Annotated in this window: 25 protein-coding genes; 17 read left to right on the top strand and 8 right to left on the bottom strand. The window is 68.7% G+C overall.

Annotated features, from left to right (window positions below; translation table 11 throughout):
- Window positions 1-94: 94 nt before the first annotated feature.
- Window positions 95-793 (bottom strand): winged helix-turn-helix transcriptional regulator, encoded by a 699-nt coding sequence (locus ACWGL1_RS11525; RefSeq protein ID WP_452112070.1) that lies wholly within the window; start codon window positions 791-793, stop codon window positions 95-97.
- A 93-nt stretch (window positions 794-886) separates the two neighbouring features.
- Between ACWGL1_RS11525 and ACWGL1_RS11520 the strand changes: the two genes are divergently transcribed.
- The 4 genes from ACWGL1_RS11520 to ACWGL1_RS11505 all read left to right on the top strand — a co-directional run bounded on the left by ACWGL1_RS11520 (window position 887) and on the right by ACWGL1_RS11505 (window position 2,788).
- Window positions 887-1,330: a VOC family protein gene (locus tag ACWGL1_RS11520; RefSeq protein WP_346484861.1), complete on the top strand. Its 444-nt coding sequence runs from the start codon at window positions 887-889 to the stop codon at window positions 1,328-1,330.
- Window positions 1,331-1,333: 3 nt separating this feature from the next.
- Window positions 1,334-1,810, top strand: coding sequence for an SRPBCC family protein (locus tag ACWGL1_RS11515; RefSeq protein WP_291779399.1), 477 nt, complete (start codon window positions 1,334-1,336; stop codon window positions 1,808-1,810).
- Window positions 1,807-2,298: a VOC family protein gene (locus ACWGL1_RS11510; protein ID WP_291779364.1), complete on the top strand. Its 492-nt coding sequence runs from the start codon at window positions 1,807-1,809 to the stop codon at window positions 2,296-2,298. Before ACWGL1_RS11515 ends, ACWGL1_RS11510 begins: the two co-directional genes overlap by 4 nt.
- 136 nt (window positions 2,299-2,434) lie before the next feature.
- Window positions 2,435-2,788, top strand: a complete 354-nt coding sequence (locus ACWGL1_RS11505; RefSeq protein ID WP_291779362.1) for a DUF1428 domain-containing protein — start codon at window positions 2,435-2,437, stop codon at window positions 2,786-2,788.
- A gap of 43 nt (window positions 2,789-2,831) precedes the next feature.
- Here the strand turns inward: ACWGL1_RS11505 and ACWGL1_RS11500 are convergent, their stop codons facing one another.
- Window positions 2,832-3,806 (bottom strand): DMT family transporter, encoded by a 975-nt coding sequence (locus ACWGL1_RS11500; RefSeq protein WP_291779359.1) that lies wholly within the window; start codon window positions 3,804-3,806, stop codon window positions 2,832-2,834.
- A gap of 109 nt (window positions 3,807-3,915) precedes the next feature.
- On the opposite strand from ACWGL1_RS11500, the gene ACWGL1_RS11495 reads away from it, so the two are divergent.
- Window positions 3,916-4,404 (top strand): Lrp/AsnC family transcriptional regulator, encoded by a 489-nt coding sequence (locus ACWGL1_RS11495; protein ID WP_452112069.1) that lies wholly within the window; start codon window positions 3,916-3,918, stop codon window positions 4,402-4,404.
- Between the two features lie 96 nt (window positions 4,405-4,500).
- Here ACWGL1_RS11495 and rpoD read toward each other — a convergent pair whose 3' ends face one another.
- Both rpoD and dnaG read right to left on the bottom strand, forming a co-directional pair.
- Window positions 4,501-6,423: an RNA polymerase sigma factor RpoD gene (gene rpoD / locus ACWGL1_RS11490; RefSeq protein ID WP_338577975.1), complete on the bottom strand. Its 1,923-nt coding sequence runs from the start codon at window positions 6,421-6,423 to the stop codon at window positions 4,501-4,503.
- Between the two features lie 75 nt (window positions 6,424-6,498).
- Window positions 6,499-8,376, bottom strand: coding sequence for a DNA primase (gene dnaG / locus ACWGL1_RS11485; RefSeq protein ID WP_452112068.1), 1,878 nt, complete (start codon window positions 8,374-8,376; stop codon window positions 6,499-6,501).
- A 169-nt stretch (window positions 8,377-8,545) separates the two neighbouring features.
- Here dnaG and ACWGL1_RS11480 point away from each other — a divergent pair, with 169 nt between their 5' ends.
- Both ACWGL1_RS11480 and ACWGL1_RS11475 read left to right on the top strand, forming a co-directional pair.
- On the top strand, window positions 8,546-9,757 hold the full coding sequence (locus ACWGL1_RS11480; RefSeq protein ID WP_452112067.1) for a patatin-like phospholipase family protein: 1,212 nt from the start codon (window positions 8,546-8,548) through the stop codon (window positions 9,755-9,757).
- 184 nt (window positions 9,758-9,941) lie between these two features.
- Window positions 9,942-10,205 (top strand): hypothetical protein, encoded by a 264-nt coding sequence (locus tag ACWGL1_RS11475; RefSeq protein ID WP_291779344.1) that lies wholly within the window; start codon window positions 9,942-9,944, stop codon window positions 10,203-10,205.
- Between the two features lie 21 nt (window positions 10,206-10,226).
- On the opposite strand, the gene ACWGL1_RS11470 is transcribed toward ACWGL1_RS11475, so the two are convergent.
- The 3 genes from ACWGL1_RS11470 to ACWGL1_RS11460 form a co-directional block, all read right to left on the bottom strand.
- Entirely contained in the window at window positions 10,227-11,192 is a 966-nt protein-coding gene (locus ACWGL1_RS11470) for a hypothetical protein (protein ID WP_452112066.1), read from the bottom strand.
- Complete coding sequence (gene carA, locus ACWGL1_RS11465; protein WP_452112065.1) at window positions 11,193-12,353, bottom strand: glutamine-hydrolyzing carbamoyl-phosphate synthase small subunit; 1,161 nt, start codon at window positions 12,351-12,353, stop codon at window positions 11,193-11,195.
- 87 nt (window positions 12,354-12,440) lie between these two features.
- Window positions 12,441-13,748, bottom strand: a complete 1,308-nt coding sequence (locus tag ACWGL1_RS11460) for an amino acid permease (protein WP_452112064.1) — start codon at window positions 13,746-13,748, stop codon at window positions 12,441-12,443.
- Between the two features lie 248 nt (window positions 13,749-13,996).
- Between ACWGL1_RS11460 and ACWGL1_RS11455 the strand changes: the two genes are divergently transcribed.
- The 10 genes from ACWGL1_RS11455 to trxB all read left to right on the top strand — a co-directional run bounded on the left by ACWGL1_RS11455 (window position 13,997) and on the right by trxB (window position 23,924).
- Window positions 13,997-14,707 (top strand): HAD family hydrolase, encoded by a 711-nt coding sequence (locus ACWGL1_RS11455; protein WP_346484873.1) that lies wholly within the window; start codon window positions 13,997-13,999, stop codon window positions 14,705-14,707.
- Window positions 14,708-14,842: 135 nt separating this feature from the next.
- Window positions 14,843-15,163: a ribonuclease E inhibitor RraB gene (locus ACWGL1_RS11450; protein ID WP_003166071.1), complete on the top strand. Its 321-nt coding sequence runs from the start codon at window positions 14,843-14,845 to the stop codon at window positions 15,161-15,163.
- Window positions 15,164-15,173: 10 nt separating this feature from the next.
- Window positions 15,174-18,473 carry a carbamoyl-phosphate synthase large subunit gene (carB, locus tag ACWGL1_RS11445; RefSeq protein ID WP_452112063.1) on the top strand — a complete coding sequence of 1,100 codons (3,300 nt, stop codon included), beginning with the start codon at window positions 15,174-15,176 and terminating at the stop codon, window positions 18,471-18,473.
- Between the two features lie 302 nt (window positions 18,474-18,775).
- Complete coding sequence (locus ACWGL1_RS11440) at window positions 18,776-20,098, top strand: amidohydrolase (protein WP_291779323.1); 1,323 nt, start codon at window positions 18,776-18,778, stop codon at window positions 20,096-20,098.
- Window positions 20,099-20,184: 86 nt separating this feature from the next.
- Complete coding sequence (locus ACWGL1_RS11435) at window positions 20,185-20,403, top strand: cysteine protease (protein ID WP_452112062.1); 219 nt, start codon at window positions 20,185-20,187, stop codon at window positions 20,401-20,403.
- A 53-nt stretch (window positions 20,404-20,456) separates the two neighbouring features.
- Window positions 20,457-20,669 carry a hypothetical protein gene (locus ACWGL1_RS11430; RefSeq protein ID WP_291779317.1) on the top strand — a complete coding sequence of 71 codons (213 nt, stop codon included), beginning with the start codon at window positions 20,457-20,459 and terminating at the stop codon, window positions 20,667-20,669.
- A 178-nt stretch (window positions 20,670-20,847) separates the two neighbouring features.
- The gene (greA, locus tag ACWGL1_RS11425) at window positions 20,848-21,321 is read left to right on the top strand and encodes a transcription elongation factor GreA (RefSeq protein ID WP_003170051.1); all 474 of its coding nucleotides are present in this window, start codon (window positions 20,848-20,850) and stop codon (window positions 21,319-21,321) included.
- A 38-nt stretch (window positions 21,322-21,359) separates the two neighbouring features.
- Window positions 21,360-22,340, top strand: a complete 981-nt coding sequence (locus tag ACWGL1_RS11420; RefSeq protein WP_452112061.1) for a mitochondrial fission ELM1 family protein — start codon at window positions 21,360-21,362, stop codon at window positions 22,338-22,340.
- 169 nt (window positions 22,341-22,509) lie between these two features.
- On the top strand, window positions 22,510-22,854 hold the full coding sequence (locus tag ACWGL1_RS11415) for a hypothetical protein (RefSeq protein WP_291779309.1): 345 nt from the start codon (window positions 22,510-22,512) through the stop codon (window positions 22,852-22,854).
- A gap of 62 nt (window positions 22,855-22,916) precedes the next feature.
- Window positions 22,917-23,924, top strand: a complete 1,008-nt coding sequence (trxB, locus tag ACWGL1_RS11410; RefSeq protein WP_291779307.1) for a thioredoxin-disulfide reductase — start codon at window positions 22,917-22,919, stop codon at window positions 23,922-23,924.
- 55 nt (window positions 23,925-23,979) lie between these two features.
- On the opposite strand, the gene ACWGL1_RS11405 is transcribed toward trxB, so the two are convergent.
- Window positions 23,980-25,293: a hypothetical protein gene (locus tag ACWGL1_RS11405; RefSeq protein WP_338577959.1), complete on the bottom strand. Its 1,314-nt coding sequence runs from the start codon at window positions 25,291-25,293 to the stop codon at window positions 23,980-23,982.
- Window positions 25,294-25,347 lie beyond the last annotated feature (54 nt).

Here is a 25,347-nt window from a genome sequence, read left to right as displayed (position 1 = left end):
ATAAGGGCCGCGGTGGGGCCGAATCGCACAAATCGACCGCCGTTCAGTGCGTGCTGGCCCCCGCCTCCGCAGGGATGAGGGGGTGAAGAAACGATCAGCCCGCCTTCTCCGGCAGGTGGAAGAAGTCGACGAACCGCTCGAACACCGCCCGATCGCCCTCGATCGTCATGGCCCCCTCGCCTTCCAGCGCTTCCAGCGCTTCCAGCGGGACCTTGCCGTAAACGGCGGCCGCGACCGCCTGGGCCGGGGCGCGCACCACGACGTCGCAGGCCTCGATCTCGCCGCGCACGGCGTCGATGACGCCGTCGGCCACGCTGACGACCATCCGGTCCTCGCCCACGGCGAAGCCCAGCCGCATGGCGACGCCCCCGGTTCGCGCGGGATCGAACATGGTCTTGAACGACAGCATGATGGAGACGGCGCTGATCGGCAGCGTCGGGTCGTGCTGGGGCGAGCGCGCGGCCCAGCGGCCCAGCACCATGAACACCGGCTCGATCTCATAGCCCCAGTCGGTCAGTTCATAGACCTGGACCGAGGCGGGCGGCGGCAGCTTGCGGCGGCGGACGACGCCCGAAGCCTCCAGCCCCTCCAGGCGTTGAGTCAGCACATTGGCCGACAGGCCGCACAGGTCTTTTCGCAGGTCGCTGAAACGGCGCGGCCCCATCATGAGTTCTCTGATGACCAGCAAGGCCCAACGCTCGCCCACCAGGTCCAGCCCGTGCGCCGCGCCGCAGGCGTCGTGATAGCGCCGGGATCGGGATTCGGACTTAGTGGTTACTTTTTCTAACTTCATGGTTGACTAACATAACATCAAGGCGCAGAACGACCAACATCATAGAGCAGGCCGTCCAGGGAGGGAGGGCCGCGCAAGGGAGGACCACCGCCGATGCCCAAGCTGATCTTCATCAACCTGCCGGTCGCCGACCTGGCGCGCTCCGTCGCCTTCTATGAGGCGGTGGGGGCGAAGAAGAACCCGATGTTCTCGGACGAGACGGCGGCCTGCATGGTCTTTTCCGACACCATCCACGCCATGCTGCTGACGCATGAGAAGTGGGCCACCTTCACCGACCGCGCCATCCCCGACGCCCACAAGACGGCCCAGGTGCTGATCTGCGTGTCGGAGGACAGCAAGGAAGGCGTCGACGCCGTCGTCGATCGCGCGGCCAAGGGCGGCGGCCAGGCCGACCCCAGCGCCAAACAGGACTACGGCTTCATGTACGGCCGCAGCTACGCCGACCCCGACGGCCACATCTGGGAGATCATGTGGATGGACCCGGAAGCCGCCGCCCAGGGGCCGGAAGCCTTCGCCTCCCAGGTCGGCGGGGGCTGAGTCATGAGCGACCTCTACGAACTCAGCGTCAGCCGCTTCATCAAGGCCCCGCCCGAGACGGTGTGGCGAGCCTGGACCCGACACGGGACCGAATGGTTCACCCCCCGGCCGTGGACGACGGTCTCGGTCGACTACGACCTGCGCCCCGGCGGCCGCGCCGACATAGTCATGCAGTCGCCCGAGGGCGAGCGGCATGAGTATCGCGGCGCGGTGCTGGAGGTGAATCCGGAGCGCCGCCTGGTCACCACCAGCGCCCTCGTCGAGGGCTGGGTCCCGCAGGCGGGCGACATGAACTTCGTCCGCATAGACACCTTCGAGCCCGAGGGCGACGGCACTCGCTACACCGCCCGCGCCCGCCACTGGGACGAGAAGACCATGCTGGCCCACCGCGACATGGGCTTCGAGCTCGGCTGGGGCGCCGCCGCCGACCAGCTGGCCCAGGTCGCCGAGAACCTCACCCCGCAGGAGAGCGCGTCATGAGCGACAAGATCATTCCCTGTATCTGGTACGACCTCGGCCAGGCGAAGAAGGCGGCCGAGTTCTACGTCTCGCTCGGCCTGCCCGACAGCCGCATCGACCGCGTCGTCGCCAGCCCCGCCGACAATCCGTCCAGCCCGGCCGGGTCCGAACTGGTGGTTGAGTTCACCCTCGCCGGACAGCGCTACGTCGGGCTGAACGGCGGCCCGATCTTCCCCCAGACCGAGGCCGTGTCGTTCATGATCATGACCGACGACCAGGCCGAGACCGACCGTCTGTGGGACGCCATCGTCGGCGCCGGCGGGGCCGAAAGCGCCTGCGGCTGGTGCAAGGACCGCTGGGGCGTGAACTGGCAGATCACCCCGCGCCGCCTGATGGCCTTCTACGACGATCCCAACCCCGCCCGCGCCAAGGCCGCCTTCGAGGCCATGATGACGATGCACAAGATCGACATCGCCGCCATCGAGGCCGCTGCTGACAGGATCGGGTAAGCCTCAAGGCTAAGCCGTCCGATCTGTCGCTTTCGAGCAAGACGCCGACCCCGCCCGCCCCGACCATCCGCCCCTGCCCCTCAAACAGCGAGCCGCCCCGCGGCGAGCGAAAGGGGTCCATCAAAGGAGAACCACGATGAGCTACGTCACAGGCTTCCTGACCCCCGTAAAGGCCGAGAACAAGGACCGCTACGTCGAGTCCGCCCGCGTCGCCTGGCCGCTGTTCAAGGGCTACGGCGCCCTGGCCCATGTCGAGACCTGGGGCGTCGACGTGCCCGACGGCAAGGTCACCAGCTTCCCCATGGCGGTGAAGCTGGAGGACGGCGAGGTCGTCGTCTTCTCCTGGCTGATCTGGCCCGACAAGAAGACCGCCGACGACGCCTGGGCCAAGATGCAGGACGACCCCGCCATGGCGAACATGGACATGCCCTTCGACGGCAAGCGCATGATGTGGGGCGGCTTCGAGACCATCTTCGACGAGCGCAGCTGACAAACCGCCGGGGTCGGTCGCGCACCGGCCCCGGCGTCTGCGCCTATGCGCCGCCATGCGCGACGCCCGGTTTCGCCTTGTGGGCGCGCAGGCAGGCAGCGACGCTGAGCGCCACCAGAACGAAGGCCAGCGCCTCCATCGCCGTCGGCAGGCGCCGCTCCCAGCCGAAGCCGTAGATCAGGGCGAACAGGGTCTCGAACAGGATCATCTGGCCGACCAGGGTCAGCGGCAGCAGCCGGCTCATCCGGTTCCACAGGTTGTTGCCGACGATCGAGGCCAGCACGGCCACGCCGACCGAGACCCCCGCCAGCCTCATCCAGTCCGCCGCTTCATGCTGCGCGCCCGAAGCGGTCAACAGGGCGACCGGCAGAAGCAACAGGCTTTGCGCCCCGGTGACGACGCCGGTCAGCAGATTCCAGTCGTGGGCGGACACCGCCTCCAGTTGGCGAAGTCGCCGCGCGTTCTGAACCGCGAAGAAGGTCCATGAGGCCAGAGCGCCGACCGCGCAGGCGAAGCCGATAAATCGCGTCATGGGCGAGGTCTCGGCCGGCGCCGCCAGGGCCTGCCAGCCGATGCAGACCGCCCCGGCGATGCAGAGCAGCAAGGGCAGATGCAGTTGCTTCAGCGGCGCCGCGCCGTGGTCGCGGCTGCCGATGATGGTCACCGCCACCGGCAGGAAGCCGATGACCAGGGAGGTCATGGCGATGCCGCCCGTCTGCACGGCGCCTGACAGCAGGATGTAGTAGAGGGTGTTGCCGGTAAGGGCGAGCCAGAACAGGTTCAGCCAGTCGCGCCGTCCGATCCGCGCCGTCACCGCCTTCCACCGCGGCGCCAGCAACGCCCAGGCGATCAGGCCATAGGCGAGGTAGCGTCCCACCGTCAGTTGCAGGGGATTGAAGTCCCGCGCCAACTCGGGCGCCAGGAAGACCAGCCCCCACAGCGCGCCCGCGCCGATGCCGCAGGCGACGCCGAGCGCCGTCCGGTTGTTTTGACCCCGCCCGATGATTTGCGCCGTCATTTCCAGTTCCCGCTTGGCTTGGCGGCGAGCTATACCAAGGGGCGGACGGGGCGTTTCCTCTCGATCACAGGCCCAAACGCAACAAAAACTCGCGCAAAAAAGACCGCTGATGGCCGCACGACCCGCTTCTCCACAACGCTCGCTGGACAGCTTTGATCGCGCGATCCTGCGCATCGTCCAGCGCGACGCGCGGACGCCGCAACGCGCCATCGCCGAAGCCGTCAATCTGTCCGCCGCCGCCGTTCAACGACGGATCGCGGCCATGGAGGCCAGCGGCGTCATCCGCCGCAACGTCGCCCTGGTGGACCCGAAGTCGATCCCCCTGACCATCACCTCCATCGTCGAAGTCTATCTGCAGAACGAGCGGGCCGAGACGGTCCAGAACGCCAAGGCCCGCTTCCTGGCCGAACCCGAGGTGCAGCAGTGCTACTATGTCACCGGCGGCACCAGCTTCATCCTGATCGTCGTCACCACCGACATGGCGGCCTATGAGGCGCTGACGAAGCGGCTGTTCGAAGAGAACGACAGCATCAACCGCTTCCGCTCCCTGATCGCCCTGGACCGTGTGAAGACGGACGCCTCGCTGATCATCCCCTGAAGTCCCGTCGCAGCGCCCCAGACGCAGCGCCCCAGAACGAAAAACGCCGGCGAGATCGAAACCTCGCCGGCGCAAATCTTCGGACGATCAGATCGATCAGCTGTCCAGGAAGCTCCGCAGCTTCCGCGACCGCGACGGATGCTTCAGCTTGCGCAGGGCCTTGGCCTCGATCTGACGGATGCGTTCGCGCGTGACCGAGAACTGCTGGCCGACCTCTTCCAGGGTGTGGTCGGTGTTCATGCCGATGCCGAAACGCATCCGCAGCACGCGCTCCTCGCGCGGGGTCAACGACGCGAGCACTCGCGTCGTTGTTTCACGAAGATTGCTCTGGATGGCGGCGTCGATCGGCAGGACGGCGTTCTTGTCTTCAATGAAGTCGCCCAGGTGGCTGTCTTCCTCGTCGCCGATGGGGGTCTCCAGGCTGATCGGCTCCTTGGCGATCTTCAGCACCTTGCGGACCTTCTCCAGCGGCATGGCCAGGCGTTCGGCCAGCTCTTCCGGGGTCGCCTCGCGGCCGATCTCGTGAAGCATCTGGCGCTGGGTGCGGACGATCTTGTTGATCGTCTCGATCATGTGCACCGGAATGCGGATGGTGCGCGCCTGGTCGGCGATCGAGCGGGTGATCGCCTGACGGATCCACCAGGTGGCGTAGGTCGAGAACTTGTAGCCGCGACGGTACTCGAACTTGTCGACCGCCTTCATCAGGCCGATGTTGCCCTCCTGGATCAGGTCCAGGAACTGCAGGCCGCGGTTGGTGTATTTCTTGGCGATGGAGATGACCAGGCGCAGGTTGGCCTCGACCATCTCCTTCTTGGCCTGACGGGCCTCGCGCTCGCCCTTCTGCACCATCTGGACGATGCGGCGATAGTCGTCGATCGGCACCCCCGCCTCGGTGGCGACGGCGGCGATGTGGGCGCGGATGTCGGCGATCTGGGTCGCCTCGTTCTCGCTGAACTTGGTCCAGCGGACGCCCATCTCCTTGACGCGTTCGGCCCAGGTCGGGTCCATCTCCGAGCCGAAATAGGCCTTGAGGAACTCGGGCCGCGAGATGCCGTAGCCGTCGGCCAGGCGCAGCAGCCGGCCTTCCTGACCGATCAGACGCTTGTTGATGGCGTACAACTGGTCGACCAGCGCCTCGATCCGGGCGTTGTTCAGCTTCATCGTCTTCAGGCGGTCCGAGATCGCCGTCGACAGGGTCTCATAGGTCTTCTGGTCCTTGGCGGTCAGGACCTCGCCCTTCAGGCGCGCCTCGACCAGCTTGTCCTGCAGCTTGCGGAACTCGCCGAAGTCCGAGGCGATCGCGTCCAGCACCTCCATGACGCCGTCGCGCAGCTCGGCTTCCAGCGCCGAGATCGACATGGCGCCGCCGTCGTCGAAGTCCTCGTCGTCGTCCTCCTCGCCGTCGCCGTCCGGCTCGCCGGTCGGCTGGGCCGGGGCGGGCTGGTTATGCGGCAGGGACGAGGGGTTCAGGATGCCGTAGGTGGCGTCCAGATCGATCACTTCGCGCAGCAGGATGCGGTTGTTGGCCAGTTCGTCGCGCCACACCATGATGGCCTCGAACGTCAGGGCGCTTTCGCACAGGCCCGAGATCATGGCGTCGCGGCCGGCCTCGATGCGCTTGGCGATGGCGATCTCGCCCTCGCGGCTCAGCAGCTCGACCGTGCCCATTTCGCGCAGATACATCCGCACGGGGTCGTCGGTGCGGTCATAGGCGGACTTGGCGGGAGTCTCGGCGACCGAGGTCTCGGCGGCGGCGGCCACGTCGGTGCCGGTCGCCTCGGCGGCGTCCTCTTCGGCTTCGACGACGTTGACGCCCATCTCCGACAGCATGGCCAGGATGTCTTCGATCTGGTCGGGCGTGACTTCCTCGGACGGCAGGACCTTGTTCAGCTCCTCCATCGTCACATAGCCGCGCGTCTTCGCCTGGCGGATGAATTTCTTCACCCCGGCGTCGGTGAGATCGAGCAGGGGCCCGTCGGTGTTGGTTTCGGCGTCCTGCGTCTCGGTCTGCGCGCTCATTCAGTCTGTCTCCACGGCCGGCGGGGGGTGATCAGGCCCCTGCGGCGAAAATACAACGCCCGACGACTTCGTTGGTTACGAAGAAGTCGAGTCTTCCCAAATCGTTCCGGTCTTGATGGCCCGCCGCAAAGCATCGCGCTCGGCCTTCACCAGAGCGAAAGCCGAGTTATCGAAAGCCTTGTGGGCCTCCGACTTCGCCGACGCGAGCGCCTCGTCCAACGCCGCTGCGCGGGTCAGAGCGTCGAACGCCTGCGACCACCGGGTCCTCGCCTCGCCGAGGGGCTTGTCTGTAGCCAGGAATGGCGCGCCGGACTTCGCCGCCGCCTTCTCGACCTCGCGCAACATGGCGTCATGACCCGATTGGGCCAGATGGCGGCGCAGGGCGGCGGAGTCAAGGGTTCGGCCCGAGAAACGCAGCCGCACCATCTCCTGCGCCAACCCGTCCAGGGCCGGATCGCCGAAACCGTAGCGCGCCACCGCCTCCATGTGGTCGTCCAGCCGCTCCGGGTCGTCCAGCGCCCCGTGCGCCAGGGCGGCGGCGATCGGCTCGACCGATCGGAACAGGGCCTGCATGGCCTGGGCGCCCTCGACCGTCTGTCCCTGCAGCGGCGGCGGCCCGCGCCAGCGCCCGCCCGGCCCCGGCCGACCGCCCGGCTGTTGCGGCCTCTGCGGCTGGCGCGGGAACAGGGCGTCGAACCGATCGAACAGGTCGCGGCGGTACTGTTCGGCCAAATCCTTGTCCTGGACCGCATTGGCCGCCTGGCGCAGCCGCCCCTTCAGCCCCGCCTTGCGCTCGGGCGTGTCCAGCGGCTCGGCCTCGACTTCGCGGCGGAACAGCACCTCGGCGAAGGGCCGCGTCGCCGCCATGACCTGACGCAGGGCGGGCGCCCCCTTGTCCCGCAGGATGTCGTCGGGGTCCTGCCCCCCCTCCAGCAGGGCGAAGCGGAACGACTTGCCCGGCTTCAGCAGCGGCAGCGCCCGCTCGATCGAACGATAGGCGGCGCGCAGGCCCGCCGCGTCCCCGTCGAAGCTCAGCACAGGCTCGGCCGAGACGCGCCACAGCACCGCCATCTGCTCCTCGGTCAGGGCCGTGCCCATCGGCGCGACCGCAGGCAGCCCCGCCCGGTGGCAGGCGATGACGTCCATATAGCCTTCGACGACGATGATTCCCTGCTCGCCCCGGCTCTCGGCCCCCAGGATGCGGCGCGCCTCGGGCAGGCCGTAGAGGGTCGCCCCCTTGTGAAACAGCGAGGTCTCCGGCCCGTTCAGATACTTGGCCCGGTCGTCCGGGTTCATCGCCCGCCCGCCGAAACTGACGATGCGCCCGCGCGCGTCCAGGATCGGGAACATCAGCCGGTCGCGGAAGCGGTCGTAGGGCTGTCCCCCGCTCTCGGGCGCGATCAGCAGCCCGGCCTCGACCAGATCGCCCGGCCGCGCCCCGCGCTGGACCAGCGCCTGCTTCAGCCCCTCGCGGTCGTTGGGCGCATAGCCGAGGCCGAAGCGCTCCCACTGGTCCTCCGGCAGGCCGCGCTTCTCCAGATAGTCGCGCGCCGCCTTGCCGACATTGCGGCGCAGATTGGCGGCGAACCACTTCTGGGCCAGGTCCATCCAGTCGGCCAGCCCCTGACGCTTCTGCTCGCGTTCGGCGGCCTGGGGGTCCTCGGCGGGAAGCTGCATCCCCGCCTCGCCGGCCAGGCGGCTGACCGCCTCGACGAAGCTGAGCCGCTCCGTCTCCTGCAGGAAGGTGATGACGTCGCCGTGCTTGCCCGAGCTGAAGTCGTGAAAGAAGCCCTTGTCGTCGTTGACGAAGAAGCTGGGCGACTTCTCCTTCGAGAAGGGGCTCAGGCCGACGAACTCGCGGCCCTGACGCTTGAGCTTCACCGTCCGCCCGATGATGTCGGACGGCCGAAGGCGGGCCTTCAGCTCCTCGATGAACCGTTCGTCAAATCGCACGCCTGACCTATGCCGTCCGATGGCGGGCGAAAGCCAGCCCCGGCCCTCCCCCGGCCGGGACGGCGCCCGTCCAAATACGCCGCTGGGGATAAGTCCGGGGACAACGCCGACTTCCTTCCGTCGCCCGAGTGGGCTTTAACACCCTCAGCCTCGCCGGAGCCCAGCGACCATGCGCCGCCTTCGTCTTCTCGTCCTGATGCTGCTGCCCGCCACCCTGCTGGCGCTCGGCGCCTGCCAGACGATTCCGCGCCCCGTCTTCGACGCCGCCGACCTGGCGGCCGCCAGCCCGCCCTGGCGTTATGACTTCCTGACCCCCGAGGCCCGCGACCGCTTCGTGCGCGAGACGGTCAACGCCCAGAACGCTGCGGCGGACGGCACGTTCGACATCCTGGCCCTGTCCGGCGGCGGGGCCAACGGCGCCTATGGCGCGGGCGTCATGGTCGGCTGGAGCCAGGCCGGCGACCGGCCCCAGTTCGAGGTGGTGACCGGCGTCTCCACCGGCGCCCTGATCGCCCCCTTCGTCTTCGCCGGCCCGCGGTTCGACCCGGCGCTGGAGCATGCCTACACCAGCGGCCAGACCGACGACCTGCTGAAGTCGCGCGGCCTGCTGGCCCTGACGCTGCCGGGCGTGTTCAAGCCCGAGCCCCTGACCAATCTGGTGCTGAACAACATCTCGCCCGAGCTGCTGGCGGCCATCGCCGAGGAGCACCGCAAGGGCCGCCGCCTCTACGTCTCGACCACCAGTCTGGACACCCAGACCCAGGTCGTCTGGGACATGGGCGCCATCGCCCAGCGCGACGACGCGGCCTCGCGCCTGCTGTTCGTCAATGTGCTGATCGCCTCGGCCAGCATCCCCGGCGCCTTCCCGCCCGTCCTTCTGGACGTCGAATACGAGGGCCGCCGCATCCAGGAACTGCATGTCGACGGCGGCACGGTGTCCAGCTTCCTGGTCGTGCCCCAGGCCCTGCTGCTGGAGGCCCCGAACGCCCGCCCCCTGGGCGACGCCCGCATCTGGATCGTGGTCAACGGCAAGTGGGACCCGCGCTTCGAGGTCTCGCGCATCTCGGCCATCAGCATCGCCGCCCGCAGCTTCGACACCATGATGAAGGCCCTGCAACGCTCGGACCTGACCGCCATCACCCAGTTCGCCCGGCGCTATGATCTGACGCTTTCGGTCGCCGCCATCCCCGACCACGCCGAGGCCAACACCCTGGACTTCACCCAGGCCCATATGACCGCCCTCTTCCAGACCGGCGAGGCCGAAGCCCTGGCCGGCCGCGCCTTCGAGCGGCGCGTCGATCCGTCCGAGCCGCGCCAGAGCCGCCGCCGACACGGAGCGCAGACGCCGCCCACGGTGGTCATCGCCCCGCCGGTCGATTAGGAATTCATTAACCATATTGACCGCATTGCGGCCACAACCATCTGATTACGAACAATATTTTTCGTATAACAACGGAACTGTCCACAGCGCCTGTGGATTCTTCTCGCGTCTCTGAGAAACAGAGGCCGTTCCCGACAGCGCCGCCGCAGACCGTGACCGACGCCGTCCGCAGATGGGTTTTCTCATGTTCATCGCCATCGCCCGCCCGGCGGTGGAGCCCCAAGGCCCCGACGCCGTCGCCGTCCCCGGCTCTCCTGCTGTCCCCCTGCTCAAGCCGCGCGCGCTTCACGCCCGCCTGCTGGCCAACGCCGCTCTGAGGCGGCGACGCGGCTGGCGGCGGCGTCAGGAGAACCGCCGCGAAGACGCCGACTACTGGCTGCACGCGGCCGCCGTCGCCGTCGGCAAGGCGGCCCAACTCCGTCGCGCCCAGGCCGCGCCCCTGCCCTGAGGAGTTCAGCGCAGCGAAGGCTCAGCGCAATTCGGGCAGGCGCCGCGCCAGGGATTCCTTCAGCTTGCGCCCGCGCTCGGACAGGCTCTTGCCTCGCCGTCGTTCGCGCGCCTCGAACCCCTGGCCCCAGCGTTCGTGCATGGCGGCCATCAGGGCCGGGTGGCGGTCGTACTGGTGCACGATCGGACTGATCCCGCCGTCCGGGTTCACGATCCGCCCGTCCGCCAACGACAGGGCCTCGCCCGACGTCAGACCGACGGTGGCGATCCGGCCGTAGTTGGCCGCCGCCTCGCCCTCGACCAGGCCCAGATGCAGGGCGATGTTGCAGGCCGCCTGGTCCGCCCCGAAGGCCCCTCCGATCTCTGAGCGTGGAATGGCCGCCAGCATCAGCAAGGTGCGGCAGAAGCGGATCATGCACGCGCGCGGCCCCATGACGGTGCCGACGCAGACGCACGGCTTGTCCGCCAGGGCGCGCGCCACGTCCTCGCCGCCGACGCCGCGCAGATACTTCATGTTGAAGGCGTGGCCCTTCAGCCCGCCGTCATACTCGACGAAGAACTCGGGCTTCTGAGGCGGCGGGTCGAACGGCGGCGCCTGGAAGACCACGTCGCGTACATCCGTCAGCAGGACGCTGCGCGCCCAGGGCCGCTCGCTCATCAGGGCGTCGAAGGCGGCGAACCGCTGCATCACCGGATGCGGCCGCCAGACCCCGTTGCACAGAGACCGCGGCGGCGCCGACTCCACCCCATGCGCCGCCAGGAAGGCCAGCAATTCCGGCTCCTGATCCGTCACCAGCACGACGGGCCCGGCGTAGACGGCGCGCAGGGAGCGCACGAAGACCGCCACATCGGCGGCTTCATAGCCGGTGGCGTAGCCCAGGATCAGATCATGCTCGCCTGCCGCAAAGGTCGGAGAGGCCCCCCTCTCGCCCGCGATCGCGGCGGCGACCCAGCCCAGGTAGGCCGACTTCGCCGCCGGTGAAGCCATTTACGCCCTCATGGAATCCACGAAACGCTTGAACAGATAGAGGCTGTCGGTCGGGCCCGACGAGGCCTCCGGGTGATGCTGTACGCTGAACACCGGACGGTCCTTCAGCGCAATGCCGCAATTCGTACCATCGAAAAGCGACACATGCGTTTCAACCACCGCCTCGGGCAGGCTGGCGCCGTCGACCGAGAACTCGTGGTTCATCGACACGATCTCGACCTTGCCCGTGGTCAGGTCCTTGACCGGATGGTTGGCGCCGTGGTGGCCCTGCTCCATCTTCAGCGTCTTGGCGCCCAGGGCGATGGCCAGCATCTGGTGGCCCAGGCAGATGCCCATCAGCGGCTTGCCGCTGTCCAGCAGCTTCCTGATCTCGGGCACGGCGTATTCGCCGGTCGCGGCCGGATCGCCCGGACCGTTCGACAGAACCACGCCGTCGGGATTGCGGGCCAAAATCTCTTCCGCCGTGGTCGAGGCGGGGACCACGGTGATCTTCACCCCGGTCGAGGCCAGGGCGCGCAGGATGTTGCGCTTCACGCCGTAGTCGACGACCACCACCGACTTGTCGCCGGCCTCGGGCTGGGCGTAGCCCGTCGGCCATTCCCAGGCGCCCTCGGTCCATTCGAAGGCCTGGGTGGTCGAAGCGTCCTTGGCCAGATCCAGACCGACCAGCCCCTTCCAGTCGCGCGCCTGCGCCGTCAGGGCCTCCAGGTCGAACTTGCCTTCGGGATCATGGGCGATGACGGCGTGCGGGGCGCCCTTTTCGCGGATCAGCTGGGTCAGGGCGCGGGTGTCGACGCCCGCCAGGCCGATGACGCCGCGCGACTTCATCCATGCGTCCAGCCCGCCCGTGGCGCGCCAGTTGGCCGGATCGGTCGGCACGTCGCGCAGGATGACGCCGCGCGCCGCGCGCTCCGGCGCCTCGCCGATCTGTTCGACGTCTTCCAGGTTCACGCCGACGTTGCCGATGTGCGGGAAGGTGAAGGCCAGGATCTGGCTCATGTACGAAGGGTCGGTCAGGATTTCCTGATAGCCAGTCATGGCGGTGTTGAAGACCACCTCGCCGACGGCCGAGCCGGTCGCCCCGACGCCGATCCCCGACAGGACCGTTCCATCTGCGAGCACGAGGACGCCGGTGGCGCCGGACAGGATGTGAGTCGTCATGGCGCAGGGCTCCTAGCAGTGAATACGGGCGGACAAACGGCGGCGTCGCTAAAGAGATGAAGGGGGCGTGTCAACACAGGCCTTCGACTATGCCCCCTGCGCGCGTCCCTGTCGCTTGCGAACCCACAGCCAGGCCAGGCTGGTCACGGCGAAGAAGCCGACGCTGGGCCAGATGTAGCCGCCCGCCGCCGCCGCGACCGCAAAGGCCGAGAACACCGCCCCGCCGACGGCCAGCAGGCGCCAGCCCGGCCTGGTCGTCAGCTTCCACAGCGTCACCGAGCACAGGGCGTACAGGCACAGGGTCAACACCGAGGTCACGCCGATCAGCACGCCGAACTGCTGGCCCAGGGTCGGCTGGGCGCTGGCGATCACCATGGCGCTCATGATGACGCCGTTGATCAGGGGGTTGGACAGGGGCGTCTTGCCCTTCTGCGCTCCGCCGAACCAGCGCGGCAGCCACCCGGCCTCGGCCGAGGCGCGCGCCGTCTCGCCGCCCATCATGGTCCAGCCCGCGATGGTGCCGGTCGCCTTGATGACGGCGCAGGCCGCCACCAGACCGGCCACCGAGGCCCCCATCACCCGCGCCACCAGATCGGCGTAGGGACTGGTCGAATGGGCCAGGACGTCGGCCGGAATGACGCCGAACACCGCCACGCTGGCCGCCACATAGACGACGAAGGCCAGCAGAACCCCGCCCAGCGAGGCGCGGCCCACGTCGGTCGCCGGGTTCTTCACCTGACTGGACAGGGCCGCCGCGCTCTCAACCCCCAGGAAGGCCCAGAAGATGACGGCCAGCGACGCCGGAACCGTCTTCATCAGCGGCTCGCCCGCCGGGCTCCACGAGGCGACGAAGGTCTCGCCGCTGAAGGCGATGACGCCGGCGATGATGGCCAGACCGATCGGGATCAGCCCCAGCACCAGGGTGATCGCCCCGAACCGCGCCGCCGTCTTCGACCCCGCCGCATAGGCCGCCGTCGTCAGCCAGATCAGCGCCAGATTGCTGAGCGCCCCCCACATCGGCTCCTTCAGCGCCGGAAAGAAGAAGGCCAGATAGCCGGTCCCCGCCACCGCCACGGCGACGTTGCCTGTCAGGCAGGCCGCCCAATAGGCCAGCCCCGTCTGATAACCCAGAAACCGCCCCAGACCGCGCCGGGCGAAGTCCGACAGGCCGTCGGCCTCCGGCTGCATCCGCCCCAACCCTCCGAACACCAGCGCCAGCGTCACCGCCCCGACCCCGCAGACGATCCAGCCGATGACGCTGCTGCTGCCGGTCGGCGCCAGGGTAGCCGGCAACAGGTAGACGCCCGATCCGATCATGTTCCCCGCCACCACCAGGGCGGCCAGGCCCCAGCCGATGCGGTGCGAGGGTTCAGGCAGAATGTCGACTTGGCTCATGCCCGCCGCATAGACCGAAATGTCGCAGCCGTCGCCATGAAGATTCTTCCCACGCCGCCACCTTCCCCCCGCTCATCCCGGCGGACGCCGGGATCCAGTCCTTTGGCCTCAGGCGCACCCTGGGGGCGTCATCCTGCTTTCACTCGGCCGCCACGGAAGAGGCTCTTACTGGATCCCGGCGTCCGCCGGGATGAGCGGGGATAGGAACCATGCTAATGCCCCGGCCAGAAGTTCTGGAGCCTCCCCCCATGCCCGTCACCACGGTCGGCCTCGATGCCGACGACACCCTCTGGCACAATGAGACCATCTTCCGCCTGAGCCAGAAGCGGTTCGCCGAACTGCTGGCCGACCACGCCGAAGAGCCGGTGATGATGGACCGACTGGCCCAGGTCGAGCGCCGCAACCTGCGGCTCTACGGCTACGGCGTGAAGGGCTTCACCCTGTCGATGCTGGAGACGGCGATGGAGCTGTGCGACGGCTCGGCCCCGCCCCACATCGTGCGCGAAATTCTGGCCGCCGGCCGCGAGATGCTGGTCCACCCGGTCGAGACCCTGCCCGGCGTCGACGAGACCCTGGCCGAACTGGCCGAGAACTACCGCCTCGTGCTCGTCACCAAGGGCGACCTGATGGACCAGGAGCGCAAGCTGGCGGCCTCGGGCCTGGGCGAACTGTTCGCCGCCGTCGAGATCGTGTCGGAGAAGGACCGCTCGACCTATGACCGCGTCTTCGCCCGCCACGGCTCAGGCGCGGCCGAGGCGGTGATGGCCGGCAATTCCATGAAGTCCGACGTCCTGCCCGCCATCGAGGCCGGCGCCTGGGCGGCGCACATCCCCTACCACATCACCTGGGCCCACGAACTGGCCGACGCGCCGGAGGGCAACCCCCGCTACGTCAGCCTCAGCCGCATCGCAGAACTGCCTGACTGGATCGCTGCGATCGACGAGAACCGGGACGCATAAGACCCCGCCCCCAAGAAATCGCGTCCGCCCCATTCTGGCCCTTGCCCCCCGGCCCCTCCCTCTCTAAACGGGCCGCTTAACCGACAACCCAAACGGATCGGCCGCGAGCGCGCTCGCGCCCGTCCGTCTGCGCGCGTGGAGACCGCCGCCCTGACCAGTCATGAAGAAAAGGACGCCATGGTGCGCGCCGCGCTCGCAGAGCAAGGCGACAGCGGTATCACCCCGCGCCATACGCTGTTCTACTTCTACGGCGAGGAAGAGGCGCACGGCGACCTGTGCGAGGTGGCCCGCCGTGCGGGCTTCCTGACGCGGGGCCAGGGCGACATGACCGTCCTGGAGACCACCATGCCGGTCGACGAGGCGTCGTTTTCGCCTGTGTCGGCCATGATGCAAACCTGGGCCGCGGCCTTCCAGCTCGACTACGACGGCTGGGAGTGCGCGGTCGTGACGAACTGAGTAGACGCCGATGCCCAAGCGCACAGACATCAAGTCCATCCTGATCATCGGCGCCGGTCCGATCGTCATCGGCCAGGCGTGCGAGTTCGACTATTCGGGCGTTCAGGCCTGCAAGGCGCTGAAGGCCGAGGGCTACCGGGTCATCCTGGTCAACTCGAACCCCGCCACCATCATGACCGACCCGGAGGTGGCCGACGCCACCTATATCGAGCCGATCACGCCCGAGATGGTCGAGAAGATCATCGCCAAGGAGAAGCCGGACGCCCTGCTGCCCACCATGGGCGGCCAGACGGCCCTGAACACCGCCCTCGCATTGAACGCCTCGGGCGCCCTAGCTCGTCACGGCGTCGAGATGATCGGCGCCAAGGCCGAGGTCATCGACAAGGCCGAGGACCGTCAGAAGTTCCGCGACGCGATGGACAAGCTGGGCCTGGAATCGCCCCGCTCGCGCGCCATCCACCATATCGAGGAAGCCGATGAGGCCCTGGCCTTCGTCGGCCTGCCCGCCATCATCCGCCCGTCGTTCACGCTCGCCGGCACCGGCGGCGGCATCGCCTACAACGTCGAGGAATTCCACGAGATCGTGGAGCGCGGCCTGGACCTGTCGCCGACCACCGAAGTGCTGATCGAAGAGTCGGTGCTGGGCTGGAAGGAATATGAGATGGAGGTCGTCCGCGATCATGCGGACAACTGCATCATCATCTGCTCGATCGAGAACATCGACCCGATGGGCGTCCACACCGGCGACAGCATCACCGTCGCCCCGGCCATGACGCTGACGGACAAGGAATATCAGATGATGCGCGCGGCCTCGATCGCCGTGCTGCGCGAGATCGGGGTCGAGACGGGCGGCTCGAACGTCCAGTTCGCGGTCAACCCCAAGGACGGCCGTCTGGTCGTCATCGAGATGAACCCGCGCGTGTCGCGCTCCTCGGCGCTGGCGTCCAAGGCCACCGGCTTCCCGATCGCCAAGATCGCCGCCAAACTGGCCGTCGGCTACACGCTGGACGAACTGAAGAACGACATCACCATGGTCACGCCGGCCAGCTTCGAGCCGGCCATCGACTATGTCGTCACCAAGATCCCGCGCTTCGCCTTCGAGAAATATCCGGGCTCCGAGCCGTCGCTGACCACGGCGATGAAGTCGGTCGGCGAGGTCATGGCCATCGGCCGCACCTTCCAGGAATCGATGCAGAAGGCCCTGCGCGGTCTGGAAACGGGCCTGAACGGCTTTGACGACATCGAGATCGACGGCGTGGCCGGCGCCGAGGACGACGCCGCGATCAAGGCCGCCGTCATCCGCGCGCTGGGCCTGCCGACGCCGGACCGCATCCGCGTCATCGCCCAGGCCTTCCGCCACGGCCTGACCGTGGAAGAGGTTCAGGCCGCCTGCGCCTATGAACCGTGGTTCCTGCGCCAGATCGCCGACCTGATCCGCACCGAAGGCCACGTCCGCGTTCAGGGCCTGCCCACGGACGCCACCGACTTCCGCAAGCTGAAGGCCAAGGGCTTCTCCGACGCCCGTCTGGGCGCCCTGACCGGCAGGACCGAGGGCGAGGTCCGTAAGGCCCGCCGCGCCCTGGACGTGCGCCCGGTGTTCAAGCGCATCGACACCTGCGCCGCCGAGTTCGCATCCGCCACCGCCTATATGTATTCGACCTATGAGACGGGCGCCCTGGGTCAGGTTCCGGCCTGCGAGGCCGAGGTGTCGGATCGCAAGAAGGCCGTCATCCTCGGCGGCGGTCCGAACCGCATCGGCCAGGGCATTGAGTTCGACTACTGCTGCTGCCACGCGGCCTTCGCCTTCGACGACATCGGCGTCGAGAGCATCATGGTCAACTGTAACCCCGAGACCGTCTCGACCGACTACGACACCTCCGACCGCCTGTATTTCGAGCCGCTGACGGCCGAAGACGTGCTGGAGCTGATCGACGTCGAACGCTCCAAGGGCGAGCTGCTGGGCGTCGTCGTCCAGTTCGGCGGCCAGACCCCGCTGAAGCTGGCCCATGCGCTTCAGGAAGACGGCGTGCCGATCCTGGGCACCAGCGTCGACAGCATCGACCTGGCCGAGGACCGCGAACGCTTCCAGCAGATGCTTCAAGCCATCGGCCTGCAACAGCCGCCCAACGCCCTGGCCCGCTCGGCCGAGGAAGCCGCCGTCAAGGCCGAGGAGGTCGGCTATCCGGTCGTCCTGCGCCCGTCCTATGTGCTGGGCGGCCGCGGCATGATGATCGTCCACGACCGCGAGGGTCTGGACCGCTACGTCGGCGAGGCCATGCGCGTCTCGGGCGACGACCCCGTGCTGATCGACCACTATCTGAACCGCGCCACCGAGGTGGACGTGGATGCGCTCTGCGACGACGAAACCGTCTTCGTCGCCGGCGTGCTGGAGCATATCGAGGAAGCCGGCGTCCACTCGGGCGACAGCGCCTGCTCCATGCCGCCCTTCTCCCTGCGCCCGGAAACGGTGGCCGAGCTGAAGCGCCAGACCACCGCCATGGCCAAGGCCCTGAAGGTGCGCGGCCTGATGAACGTGCAGTTCGCCATCGAAGAGCCCCACAGTGAGAACCCGCGCATCTTCGTCCTCGAAGTGAACCCGCGCGCCAGCCGCACGGCGCCCTTCGTCGCCAAGACCATCGGCCAGCCGGTCGCCGCCATCGCCGCCAAGGTCATGGCCGGGGTGCCGCTGTCGTCCTTCGGTCTGGTCGACAAGGATCTGGACCACATCGCGGTCAAGGAAGCCGTCTTCCCCTTCGCCCGCTTCGCCGGGGTCGACACCATCCTGGGCCCGGAAATGCGTTCGACCGGCGAGGTCATGGGTCTGGACTGGAAGCGTGAGGGCGAGGCCGATCTGGCCCCCGCCTTCGCCCGCGCCTTCGCCAAGTCCCAGACCGGCGGCGGCACCATCCTGCCGACCGAGGGCACGGCCTTCGTCTCGGTGCGCGACGCCGACAAGCCCTTCATCGTCGAGGCGGTGAAGACCCTGCTGGCGCAGGGCTTCTCGGTCATCGCCACCGGCGGCACCCATAGCTACCTGACGGAACAGGGCCTGGACGTCGGTCTGGTCAAGAAGGTGCTGGAAGGCCGTCCGAACATCGTCGACGCCATGAAGAACGGCGAGGTCCAGCTGGTCTTCAACACCACGGACGGCAAGCAGGCCCTGGCCGACAGCTTCTCGATCCGCCGCACGGCGCTGATGATGAAGATCCCCTACTACACCACGGCGTCCGGCTCCCTGGCCGCCGCGCAAGGCATCGCCGCCGTCCGCCACGGCGAGATGGATGTCCGCCCGATCCAGTCCTACAACTGAGATCAGGCCCCGACCTGAACCAGAAAGCCCCCGCCGAGCGATCGGCGGGGGGCTTTTTCGTGCCCGCCTAGGCGCCGCCATCACCCTATAGTCGCCGTCATCCCTATATAGTCGCCGTCATCCTCGGGCTTGACCCGAGAATCCAGCCGTCCGTCTGCACTACGCCGGCAAGGAAGGGCGCGCCCCAACGCTGGATCCTCGGGTCAAGCCCGAGGATGACGGCGGATAAATCAATGCCCTTCCCCGGTTGCCCCCTCCCCTCCAGCGGCTAAGGTCGCTCCCGACACCGGAGGGGACACATCATGAAGAAGACCACGCTCACCGCCATCCTGGCCGCCGTGCTGGCGGCCGGAGCCGCGCCCGCCATCGCCCAGGACGCGGGGCTGAAGGCGGCGGTCAAGGCTGATTACGACGCCAACCTCGGCGCCCTGTTCGACCACTTCCACCGCAACCCGGAACTGTCGGGCCTCGAAGTCGAGACCTCGGCGCGCATGGCGCAGGAGCTGCGCGCCCTGGGCTATGACGTCACCACCGGCGTCGGCGGAACCGGCGTGGTCGCCGTCCTGCGCAACGGCGCCGGGCCCACGGTCATGATCCGCGCCGACATGGACGGCCTGCCGGTCGAGGAGACCTCGGGCCTGGCCAACGCCTCCACCGCCCGCCAGGTCGACACCGACGGCGTCGAAAAGCCCGTCATGCACGCCTGCGGCCACGACGTGCACATCACCGCCCTGGTCGGCACGGCGCGTCAGATGCAGGCGCGCAAGGCCAACTGGTCGGGCACCCTGGTCCTGGTCGCCCAACCGGCCGAGGAGCGCATTTTCGGCGCCCGCGCCATGGTGCAGGACGGCCTTTACTCCCGCTTCCCCAAGCCGGACTACGCCCTGGCCTTTCACGTCTCGGCCGACACCCCGACGGGACGGATCGGCGTACCGCTGGGCATCACCTCATCCAGCTCGGACAGCGTGGACATCGCCGTGCACGGCGTCGCCACCCACGGCGCCTCGCCGCACCTGGGGGTCGATCCCATCCTGGTCGCCTCGCACATCGTGGTGGGCCTGCAGTCCCTGCGCAGCCGCGAGACCAGCCCGCTGGAGGGCGCCGTGGTCACGGTCGGCGCCATCAAGGGCGGCATCAAGCACAACATCATCTCCGACCGGGTGGACATGCAGTTGACCGTCCGCGCCGACAGCCCCGAGGTCCGCGCCAAGCTGCTGGACGGCATCGACCGCATCTCGGCCAACACCGCCCGCGCCCTGGGCGTGCCCGAGGATAAGCTGCCGACCGTCGTGCGCTCGCCGCTGGAGAACACCCCGCCCACCATCAACGACGCCGAGACCGCCGCGCGCGTCCGCGAGGCCCTGACCGCCGCCCTGGGCGAAGGGGTGCTGATCGACAATCCGCGCACCGGCATGGGGGCCGAGGACTTCGCCGAGTTCGTCACCCCCGAGCTGGGCGTGAAGGGCGTCTATTTCCGCGTCGGCGGCACGCCGCCCGATCAGGTGGACGACGCCCCCGGCCACCACTCGGGCCTGTTCCGCATCACGCCCGAGCCCGCCGTCACCCTGGGCGTGGAAGGCTCGGTCCTGGCCGCCGAGGCCCTGATGCCCAAACGCGCGGAATGAGACGATAAGGCGAGGCCGGGGCGCTGAACCCGGCGGCGTCCCGGCCGTTGCTCCCGCAGGTTCCGCATCCGTAGGAGACGCCGTCCATGCCTCTGCCTCGCCTTTCCGCCCTGCTGGGCGGCCTGCTGCTTTCGCGTCGGGGCCGCAGCCTGGCCGCGCGCCATGCCGGCAAGATCGCCCTGGCGACCCTGGCCTGGCGGTTGTGGAAGAACCGCCGCGCCCCGGTCCATGACGTCCCGCGCGGCGCCCGCACGACGTCCCGGCCGCCTCACCGGCGCCGTCGCTGGAGCGGGCGGCGGCGCTGAGGTCCGGAAGCCGACCGAGGAAACCCGGCCTGCCCGGCGGCGTTAACACTTTCATGCGTCTGTCTGTTCTCCAGGTCATCGCGGCCCTGTTCGCGGCCGTCTGTCTCGTCATCGCCTTCATCGCCGCGGGCGTCGCGGTCGTGTCCGGCGTCTTCATGCTCCTGGCCGTGGCGGCCCTGGGGTTCATCGCCTGGACGGCGCTGCGGCGCGCCTTCAGCCGGGATCGCCGGCCCTCCGTCCCGCCCGCTCCGACCACAAGGCCGTGAACAGGGGCTGAATCGGGGCTGCGCGCTTCCGCCACGCCGAATGGCGCCGGTCGGCCATCTTGAGTTTGGGCGTCGGGCGCCCTACCTTCTTGGGCCGGTCACGCAACGCCCCCGTGGCCGCAGCGGTACCGGAACGTCTCTCACCTGTCTTCGGGCGTAGCAAGAAACTCACGACACAATGGAAAAAGTGCCGATGACGGCCGAGGGGTATCGCGCCCTCGACGATCAACTCAAGCAATTGAAGTCGGTGGAACGACCCAGCGTGATCGCCGCCATCGCGGAAGCCCGCGAGCATGGCGATCTGTCTGAAAACGCCGAATATCACGCCGCCAAGGAGCGCCAGGGCTGGATCGAAGGCTCGATCGCCGAGATCGAGGACAAGCTGTCCCGCGCCCAGGTGATCGACGTCTCCAAACTGTCCGGCGACCAAGTCAAGTTCGGCGCCACCGTCACCTTCGTGGACGAGGACACCGAGGAGGAAGGCGTCTATCAGATCGTCGGCGAACACGAGGCCGACGTGAAGCTGGGCAAGATCTCCATCGCCTCGCCGATCGCCCGCGCCCTGATCTCCAAGGAGGTCGGCGACGTGGTCGAGGTCAACACGCCCGGCGGCGTGAAGGCCTATGAGATCCTCAAGGTCGAGTGGAAGTAACCTCCGCCGACATCGAGGCTGAAGGCAGGGCGCGCGGCATGGCCGCGCGCCCTCTTTCCATCTGGGTCGTGTCCGACGGCCGCACCGGCATCCAGAACCAGGCCCTGGGCCTGGCCGAGGCCGTCGCCCGCCTGACCCCGGCCGAGATCACGGTCCAGACCGTCCGCTGGCGCCCCGCCTTCGACCGCTGGCCCTCGGGCCTGAAGACCCCCGCCATGCTGGCGCCGGGGGCGTTCGATCCGCGCGGCGTCGCCGAATGGCCTGACCTGTGGATCGCCACGGGCCGCGCCAGCCTGCCCCTGTCGGCGCGCGTGCGCGACTGGAGCGGCGGCAGGACCTTCGTCGTCCAGACCCAGGACCCGCGCTGGCGCAACGACCGCTACGACCTGATCGTCGCCCCCGCCCATGACGCCCTCAGCGGCCCCAACGTCCTGTCGATCACCGGCAGCCCGCACCGCATCACGCGCGAAAGGCTGGCCGAGGCGGCGCCCGCCTTCGCCGCGCGCATCGCCCCCCTGCCTCATCCGCGCGTGGCGGTGATGGTGGGCGGAGCGTCCGCCGCCTTCGACCTACCGCCCGCCCACGCCGCCGACCTGGCCCAGCGCATCGCCGAGGCCGTGACCGCCGCGAACGGCGCCCTGCTGCTGACCTATTCGCGGCGCACGCCGCAGGCGGCCAAGGCGGCGATGACCGAACGCCTGTCGGCCCTGCCCGGCTGGATCTGGGACGGTACGGGCGACAACCCCCTGTTCGCCATGCTGGACGGCGCCGACCACATCCTCGTCACCGAGGACAGCGCCAACATGGCCGCCGAGGCCGCCTCGACCGGCAAGCCCGTCCATATCCTGCCCATGATCGCCAGGAAGGCGCCGGGCAAGTTCGCCCGCCTGCACGCCGATCTTCAGGCCCGCGGCGCCGCCCGCCCCTTCGACGGGACGCTGACGCCCTGGGCCTATGAACCGCTGAACGAAACCGAGCGCGCCGCCCGCGCCGTGCTGGCGGCCATGCCGAAGCGCTGAGGCCCCAGGCCGCTCCCCAGCGGCCCCTCCCAGTGGCCAAGCTGGCGAAAGGCCCTCGCCGTCCCCATATGTCGGGATCAAGGCAAAACCCGGCCCATGAACCGACGGCGGAAACGTCGGCGGTCGGCTGCGCCTTGGCCGAAGCTCAGTCACGGAAAGGACGTTCTAATTGATCGTGGAAAATTTCATCCGCCTCTACGCCCATGACTTCAGCCAGATGGCTGGCCGCGCCGAGATGGGACAGGATGTCGATGAAGCCCTGGCCCGGCGTGTTCGCGACGCCGACAATCACGCCCAGGTCATGGACCAGCGCAAGGGCAAGGGCCATCTGACCGCCCTGGTCGCCCGCATCCGCGAAGAGGCCGCCCTGTTCAACGGCCGCGTGATGCGTCATGGCGCGGACCCCGCCGAGGCGGCGGAGCGTCGTCAGGTCTTCCTGTCCGACGTCGCGGACACCCTGGAGCAGCTGAGGGCAGCCCGCGCCGCCGACGCCAAACAGCCGGCTCACGCCTGAATCCGGCCTGTGAATGTCGCATCGGCATCGCGCTTGAGGGAATCAGCGCCTAAATAGGCGCCATGACCCAAGCTCGTACCGTCCGTGTCGCCATCATCGGTTCCGGCCCCGCCGGCTGGACCGCCGCCATCTACGCCGCCCGCGCCTCGCTGAACCCGGTGATCATCGCCGGGCTTCAGCCCGGCGGCCAGCTGACCATCACCACGGATGTCGAGAACTATCCCGGCTTCGCCGAGACCATTCAGGGCCCCTGGCTGATGCAGCAGATGCAGGCCCAGGCCGAGCATGTCGGGACCGAGGTCATCCACGACATCGTGGTCAAGGCCGACCTGTCCCAGCGCCCCTTCCGCCTGACGCTGGACTCGGGCTCTGAAATCCTGGCCGAAACCGTCATCATCTCCACCGGCGCCCAGGCCAAATGGCTGGGGCTGGACTCCGAGTCCGAATATCAGGGCTTCGGCGTCTCGGCCTGCGCCACCTGCGACGGCTTCTTCTATCGCGGCAAGCAAGTGGTGGTCGTCGGCGGCGGCAACACCGCCGTCGAAGAGGCCCTGTTCCTGACCAACTTCGCCGAGACCGTCACCGTCGTTCACCGCCGCGACGAGTTCCGCGCCGAGAAGATCCTGCAGGACCGCCTGTTCGCCCATCCCAAGATCAAGGTCGTCTGGGACGTGGCCGTCGAAGAAGTGGTCGGCGTGGTCGACGGCGTGGCCCGCAACGTCACCGGCGTGCGCCTGAAGAACGTCAAGACCGGCGAGATCAGCGAAATCCCCGCCGACGGCGTCTTCATCGCCATCGGCCACGCCCCCTCGTCCGAACTGTTCAAGGGCCAGCTGGAGACCAACTCCGGCGGCTATCTGCGGGTCCGGCCGGGCACGGCGGCGACCGCCATCGAGGGCGTCTGGGCCGCCGGCGACGTCACCGACGACGTCTATCGTCAGGCCGTGACCGCGGCGGGCATGGGCTGCATGGCCGCCCTGGAAGCCGCCCGCTTCCTGGCCGAGGAAGACCACAAGGCCGCCCAACACCCCATCAGCCACAAGGAAGCCGAGAAGATCGGCGCCTGGTGAACCTCGGCCGCCCCGGCGGCTGATCCTTCCCCCCTCGAAGGGCGGCAGTGCGCGATCAAGGCCGCCGCCTGATCGTCCAATCTCCCTCGCGCGGTCCCGGCGTCGCCATCCACTCCGGCTTCAGCGTCAGGGTCCAGCCGTCCCCCGTCATGCCGTCCTGCGTGGCGCTCGCTTCGGCAAGGGCCACGGACAGGCGCGACCAATCGCTCGACAGAAGGGCGCCGCCCTTCTCGACCTCCAGCACGCCCCAGTCCGTCGCGGCGCGAATGACACCATAGACCGATCCTTCCGGCGGCAGAGGGGTCACCTGATTGGGATCAAAGCTGAAGCTGGCGCCGGATACGGGCGCGACCAGGACGGGGCCGTCCACCAGTCCGGCCCTCAGGGCGGTGACGCGCGCCGCCTGTTCGCGCGCCCTTGCCGATTCCTCGGCCTCGATCTGCGCCGCCTCGTATCGCGCTCCCCGTTCCGCGAAGGCCTCGTCATCGGCGGCGACCTGCAGCTCCAGCGCGCGCCCCAGCATCCGCCCCAGTCCCTCGCGGCGATCCCAGTCCGTCTTCCAGCCCGGCGCAGCCTCATCCAGAAGGACGCCATAGGCGGGGCCGGTGTAATAGGCGAAGGATCGAGCGTACGCGCGCACCCTGTCGCCCCTCGCCAGGTGGGCGGCGAGGCGGGATGTCATCTGATCATCGCGCGACAACAGGCGGCCGGTGTATTCGGCGACGCCCTCGTTCCGCTCCATGGCGTCCTCGGCGGCCTGCGCCTCCGGGAACCGGGCATGTCGCCAGGCCCGAAAGGCCAGCGCGTCCTCGACCGCCCGACGGCGCTCCGCCGGCTCGACCGCCGCGAGCGCCGCCGACAGGGCCCGCAACTCCAGACGCAGGGACAGCCGACCCGCCTCGGTCTCCAGTTGAGGCTGGTCCGCGTGGATCGCCTTCAGACCGATCTGGTCCTGGATGCGATGCCAGGCCTCGTGCATCAGCAGGATGGACCGCGCCGTCTCATCCTCCGGCAGCGGCGCCATCAGCATGGTCCAGACCCGACCGTTCCAGCGCACCGCCGTATTGGCGATGGGCACGGCGTCCGGCAGTCGCCCTGTGAAGAGCGCGCCTTCCCGCTCCAGGGGCGCATCGACGCCGTCCGCATTGGCGATGAAGTCGCGCGTCGCCGGATCGGCGATCAGAATCGGCCCGCACAGCGACACGCCCCATGCCCGACCGCCGTCCGCGTCGCACAAGGCCTGGGCCTGGCCGAAGACTGTCGCGGCCGGGGCAGCGTCCAGTCGCGCCTGCGCCAGGGCGGCCTCCGCCGAAAACAGGACCAGCCCCATGGCCAGGCCGAGCCGCCCGCCCCCGATACGCAACGCCATGGCTTCCCCTTCCGAACAACAGCCCCGCACGCCCTCCAGCGCGGGCTCCCCACA

The sequence above is a fragment of the Brevundimonas sp. NPDC055812 genome (genome assembly GCF_053616535.1).
The sequence above is the reverse complement of the archived record's forward strand: the minus strand, read 5'-3'. Positions and strand labels throughout refer to the sequence as shown.

Excerpts from the sequence above, each read along its gene's own strand:
- ACWGL1_RS11500 (WP_291779359.1), bottom strand. The coding sequence starts at position 3,806 with ATGACGGCGCAAATCATCGGGCGGGGTCAAAACAACCGGACGGCGCTC.
- carB (WP_452112063.1), top strand. The coding sequence starts at position 15,174 with ATGCCCAAGCGCACAGACATCAAGTCCATCCTGATCATCGGCGCCGGT.
- ACWGL1_RS11480 (WP_452112067.1), top strand. The coding sequence starts at position 8,546 with ATGCGCCGCCTTCGTCTTCTCGTCCTGATGCTGCTGCCCGCCACCCTG.
- ACWGL1_RS11525 (WP_452112070.1), bottom strand. The coding sequence starts at position 793 with ATGAAGTTAGAAAAAGTAACCACTAAGTCCGAATCCCGATCCCGGCGC.
- ACWGL1_RS11440 (WP_291779323.1), top strand. The coding sequence starts at position 18,776 with ATGAAGAAGACCACGCTCACCGCCATCCTGGCCGCCGTGCTGGCGGCC.
- ACWGL1_RS11475 (WP_291779344.1), top strand. The coding sequence starts at position 9,942 with ATGTTCATCGCCATCGCCCGCCCGGCGGTGGAGCCCCAAGGCCCCGAC.
- ACWGL1_RS11495 (WP_452112069.1), top strand. The coding sequence starts at position 3,916 with ATGGCCGCACGACCCGCTTCTCCACAACGCTCGCTGGACAGCTTTGAT.
- ACWGL1_RS11430 (WP_291779317.1), top strand. The coding sequence starts at position 20,457 with ATGCGTCTGTCTGTTCTCCAGGTCATCGCGGCCCTGTTCGCGGCCGTC.
- ACWGL1_RS11510 (WP_291779364.1), top strand. The coding sequence starts at position 1,807 with ATGAGCGACAAGATCATTCCCTGTATCTGGTACGACCTCGGCCAGGCG.
- ACWGL1_RS11470 (WP_452112066.1), bottom strand. The coding sequence starts at position 11,192 with ATGGCTTCACCGGCGGCGAAGTCGGCCTACCTGGGCTGGGTCGCCGCC.
- ACWGL1_RS11435 (WP_452112062.1), top strand. The coding sequence starts at position 20,185 with ATGCCTCTGCCTCGCCTTTCCGCCCTGCTGGGCGGCCTGCTGCTTTCG.
- greA (WP_003170051.1), top strand. The coding sequence starts at position 20,848 with ATGGAAAAAGTGCCGATGACGGCCGAGGGGTATCGCGCCCTCGACGAT.
- ACWGL1_RS11455 (WP_346484873.1), top strand. The coding sequence starts at position 13,997 with ATGCCCGTCACCACGGTCGGCCTCGATGCCGACGACACCCTCTGGCAC.
- ACWGL1_RS11505 (WP_291779362.1), top strand. The coding sequence starts at position 2,435 with ATGAGCTACGTCACAGGCTTCCTGACCCCCGTAAAGGCCGAGAACAAG.
- ACWGL1_RS11520 (WP_346484861.1), top strand. The coding sequence starts at position 887 with ATGCCCAAGCTGATCTTCATCAACCTGCCGGTCGCCGACCTGGCGCGC.
- ACWGL1_RS11515 (WP_291779399.1), top strand. The coding sequence starts at position 1,334 with ATGAGCGACCTCTACGAACTCAGCGTCAGCCGCTTCATCAAGGCCCCG.
- ACWGL1_RS11420 (WP_452112061.1), top strand. The coding sequence starts at position 21,360 with ATGGCCGCGCGCCCTCTTTCCATCTGGGTCGTGTCCGACGGCCGCACC.
- ACWGL1_RS11405 (WP_338577959.1), bottom strand. The coding sequence starts at position 25,293 with ATGGCGTTGCGTATCGGGGGCGGGCGGCTCGGCCTGGCCATGGGGCTG.
- ACWGL1_RS11460 (WP_452112064.1), bottom strand. The coding sequence starts at position 13,748 with ATGAGCCAAGTCGACATTCTGCCTGAACCCTCGCACCGCATCGGCTGG.
- trxB (WP_291779307.1), top strand. The coding sequence starts at position 22,917 with ATGACCCAAGCTCGTACCGTCCGTGTCGCCATCATCGGTTCCGGCCCC.
- rpoD (WP_338577975.1), bottom strand. The coding sequence starts at position 6,423 with ATGAGCGCGCAGACCGAGACGCAGGACGCCGAAACCAACACCGACGGG.
- carA (WP_452112065.1), bottom strand. The coding sequence starts at position 12,353 with ATGACGACTCACATCCTGTCCGGCGCCACCGGCGTCCTCGTGCTCGCA.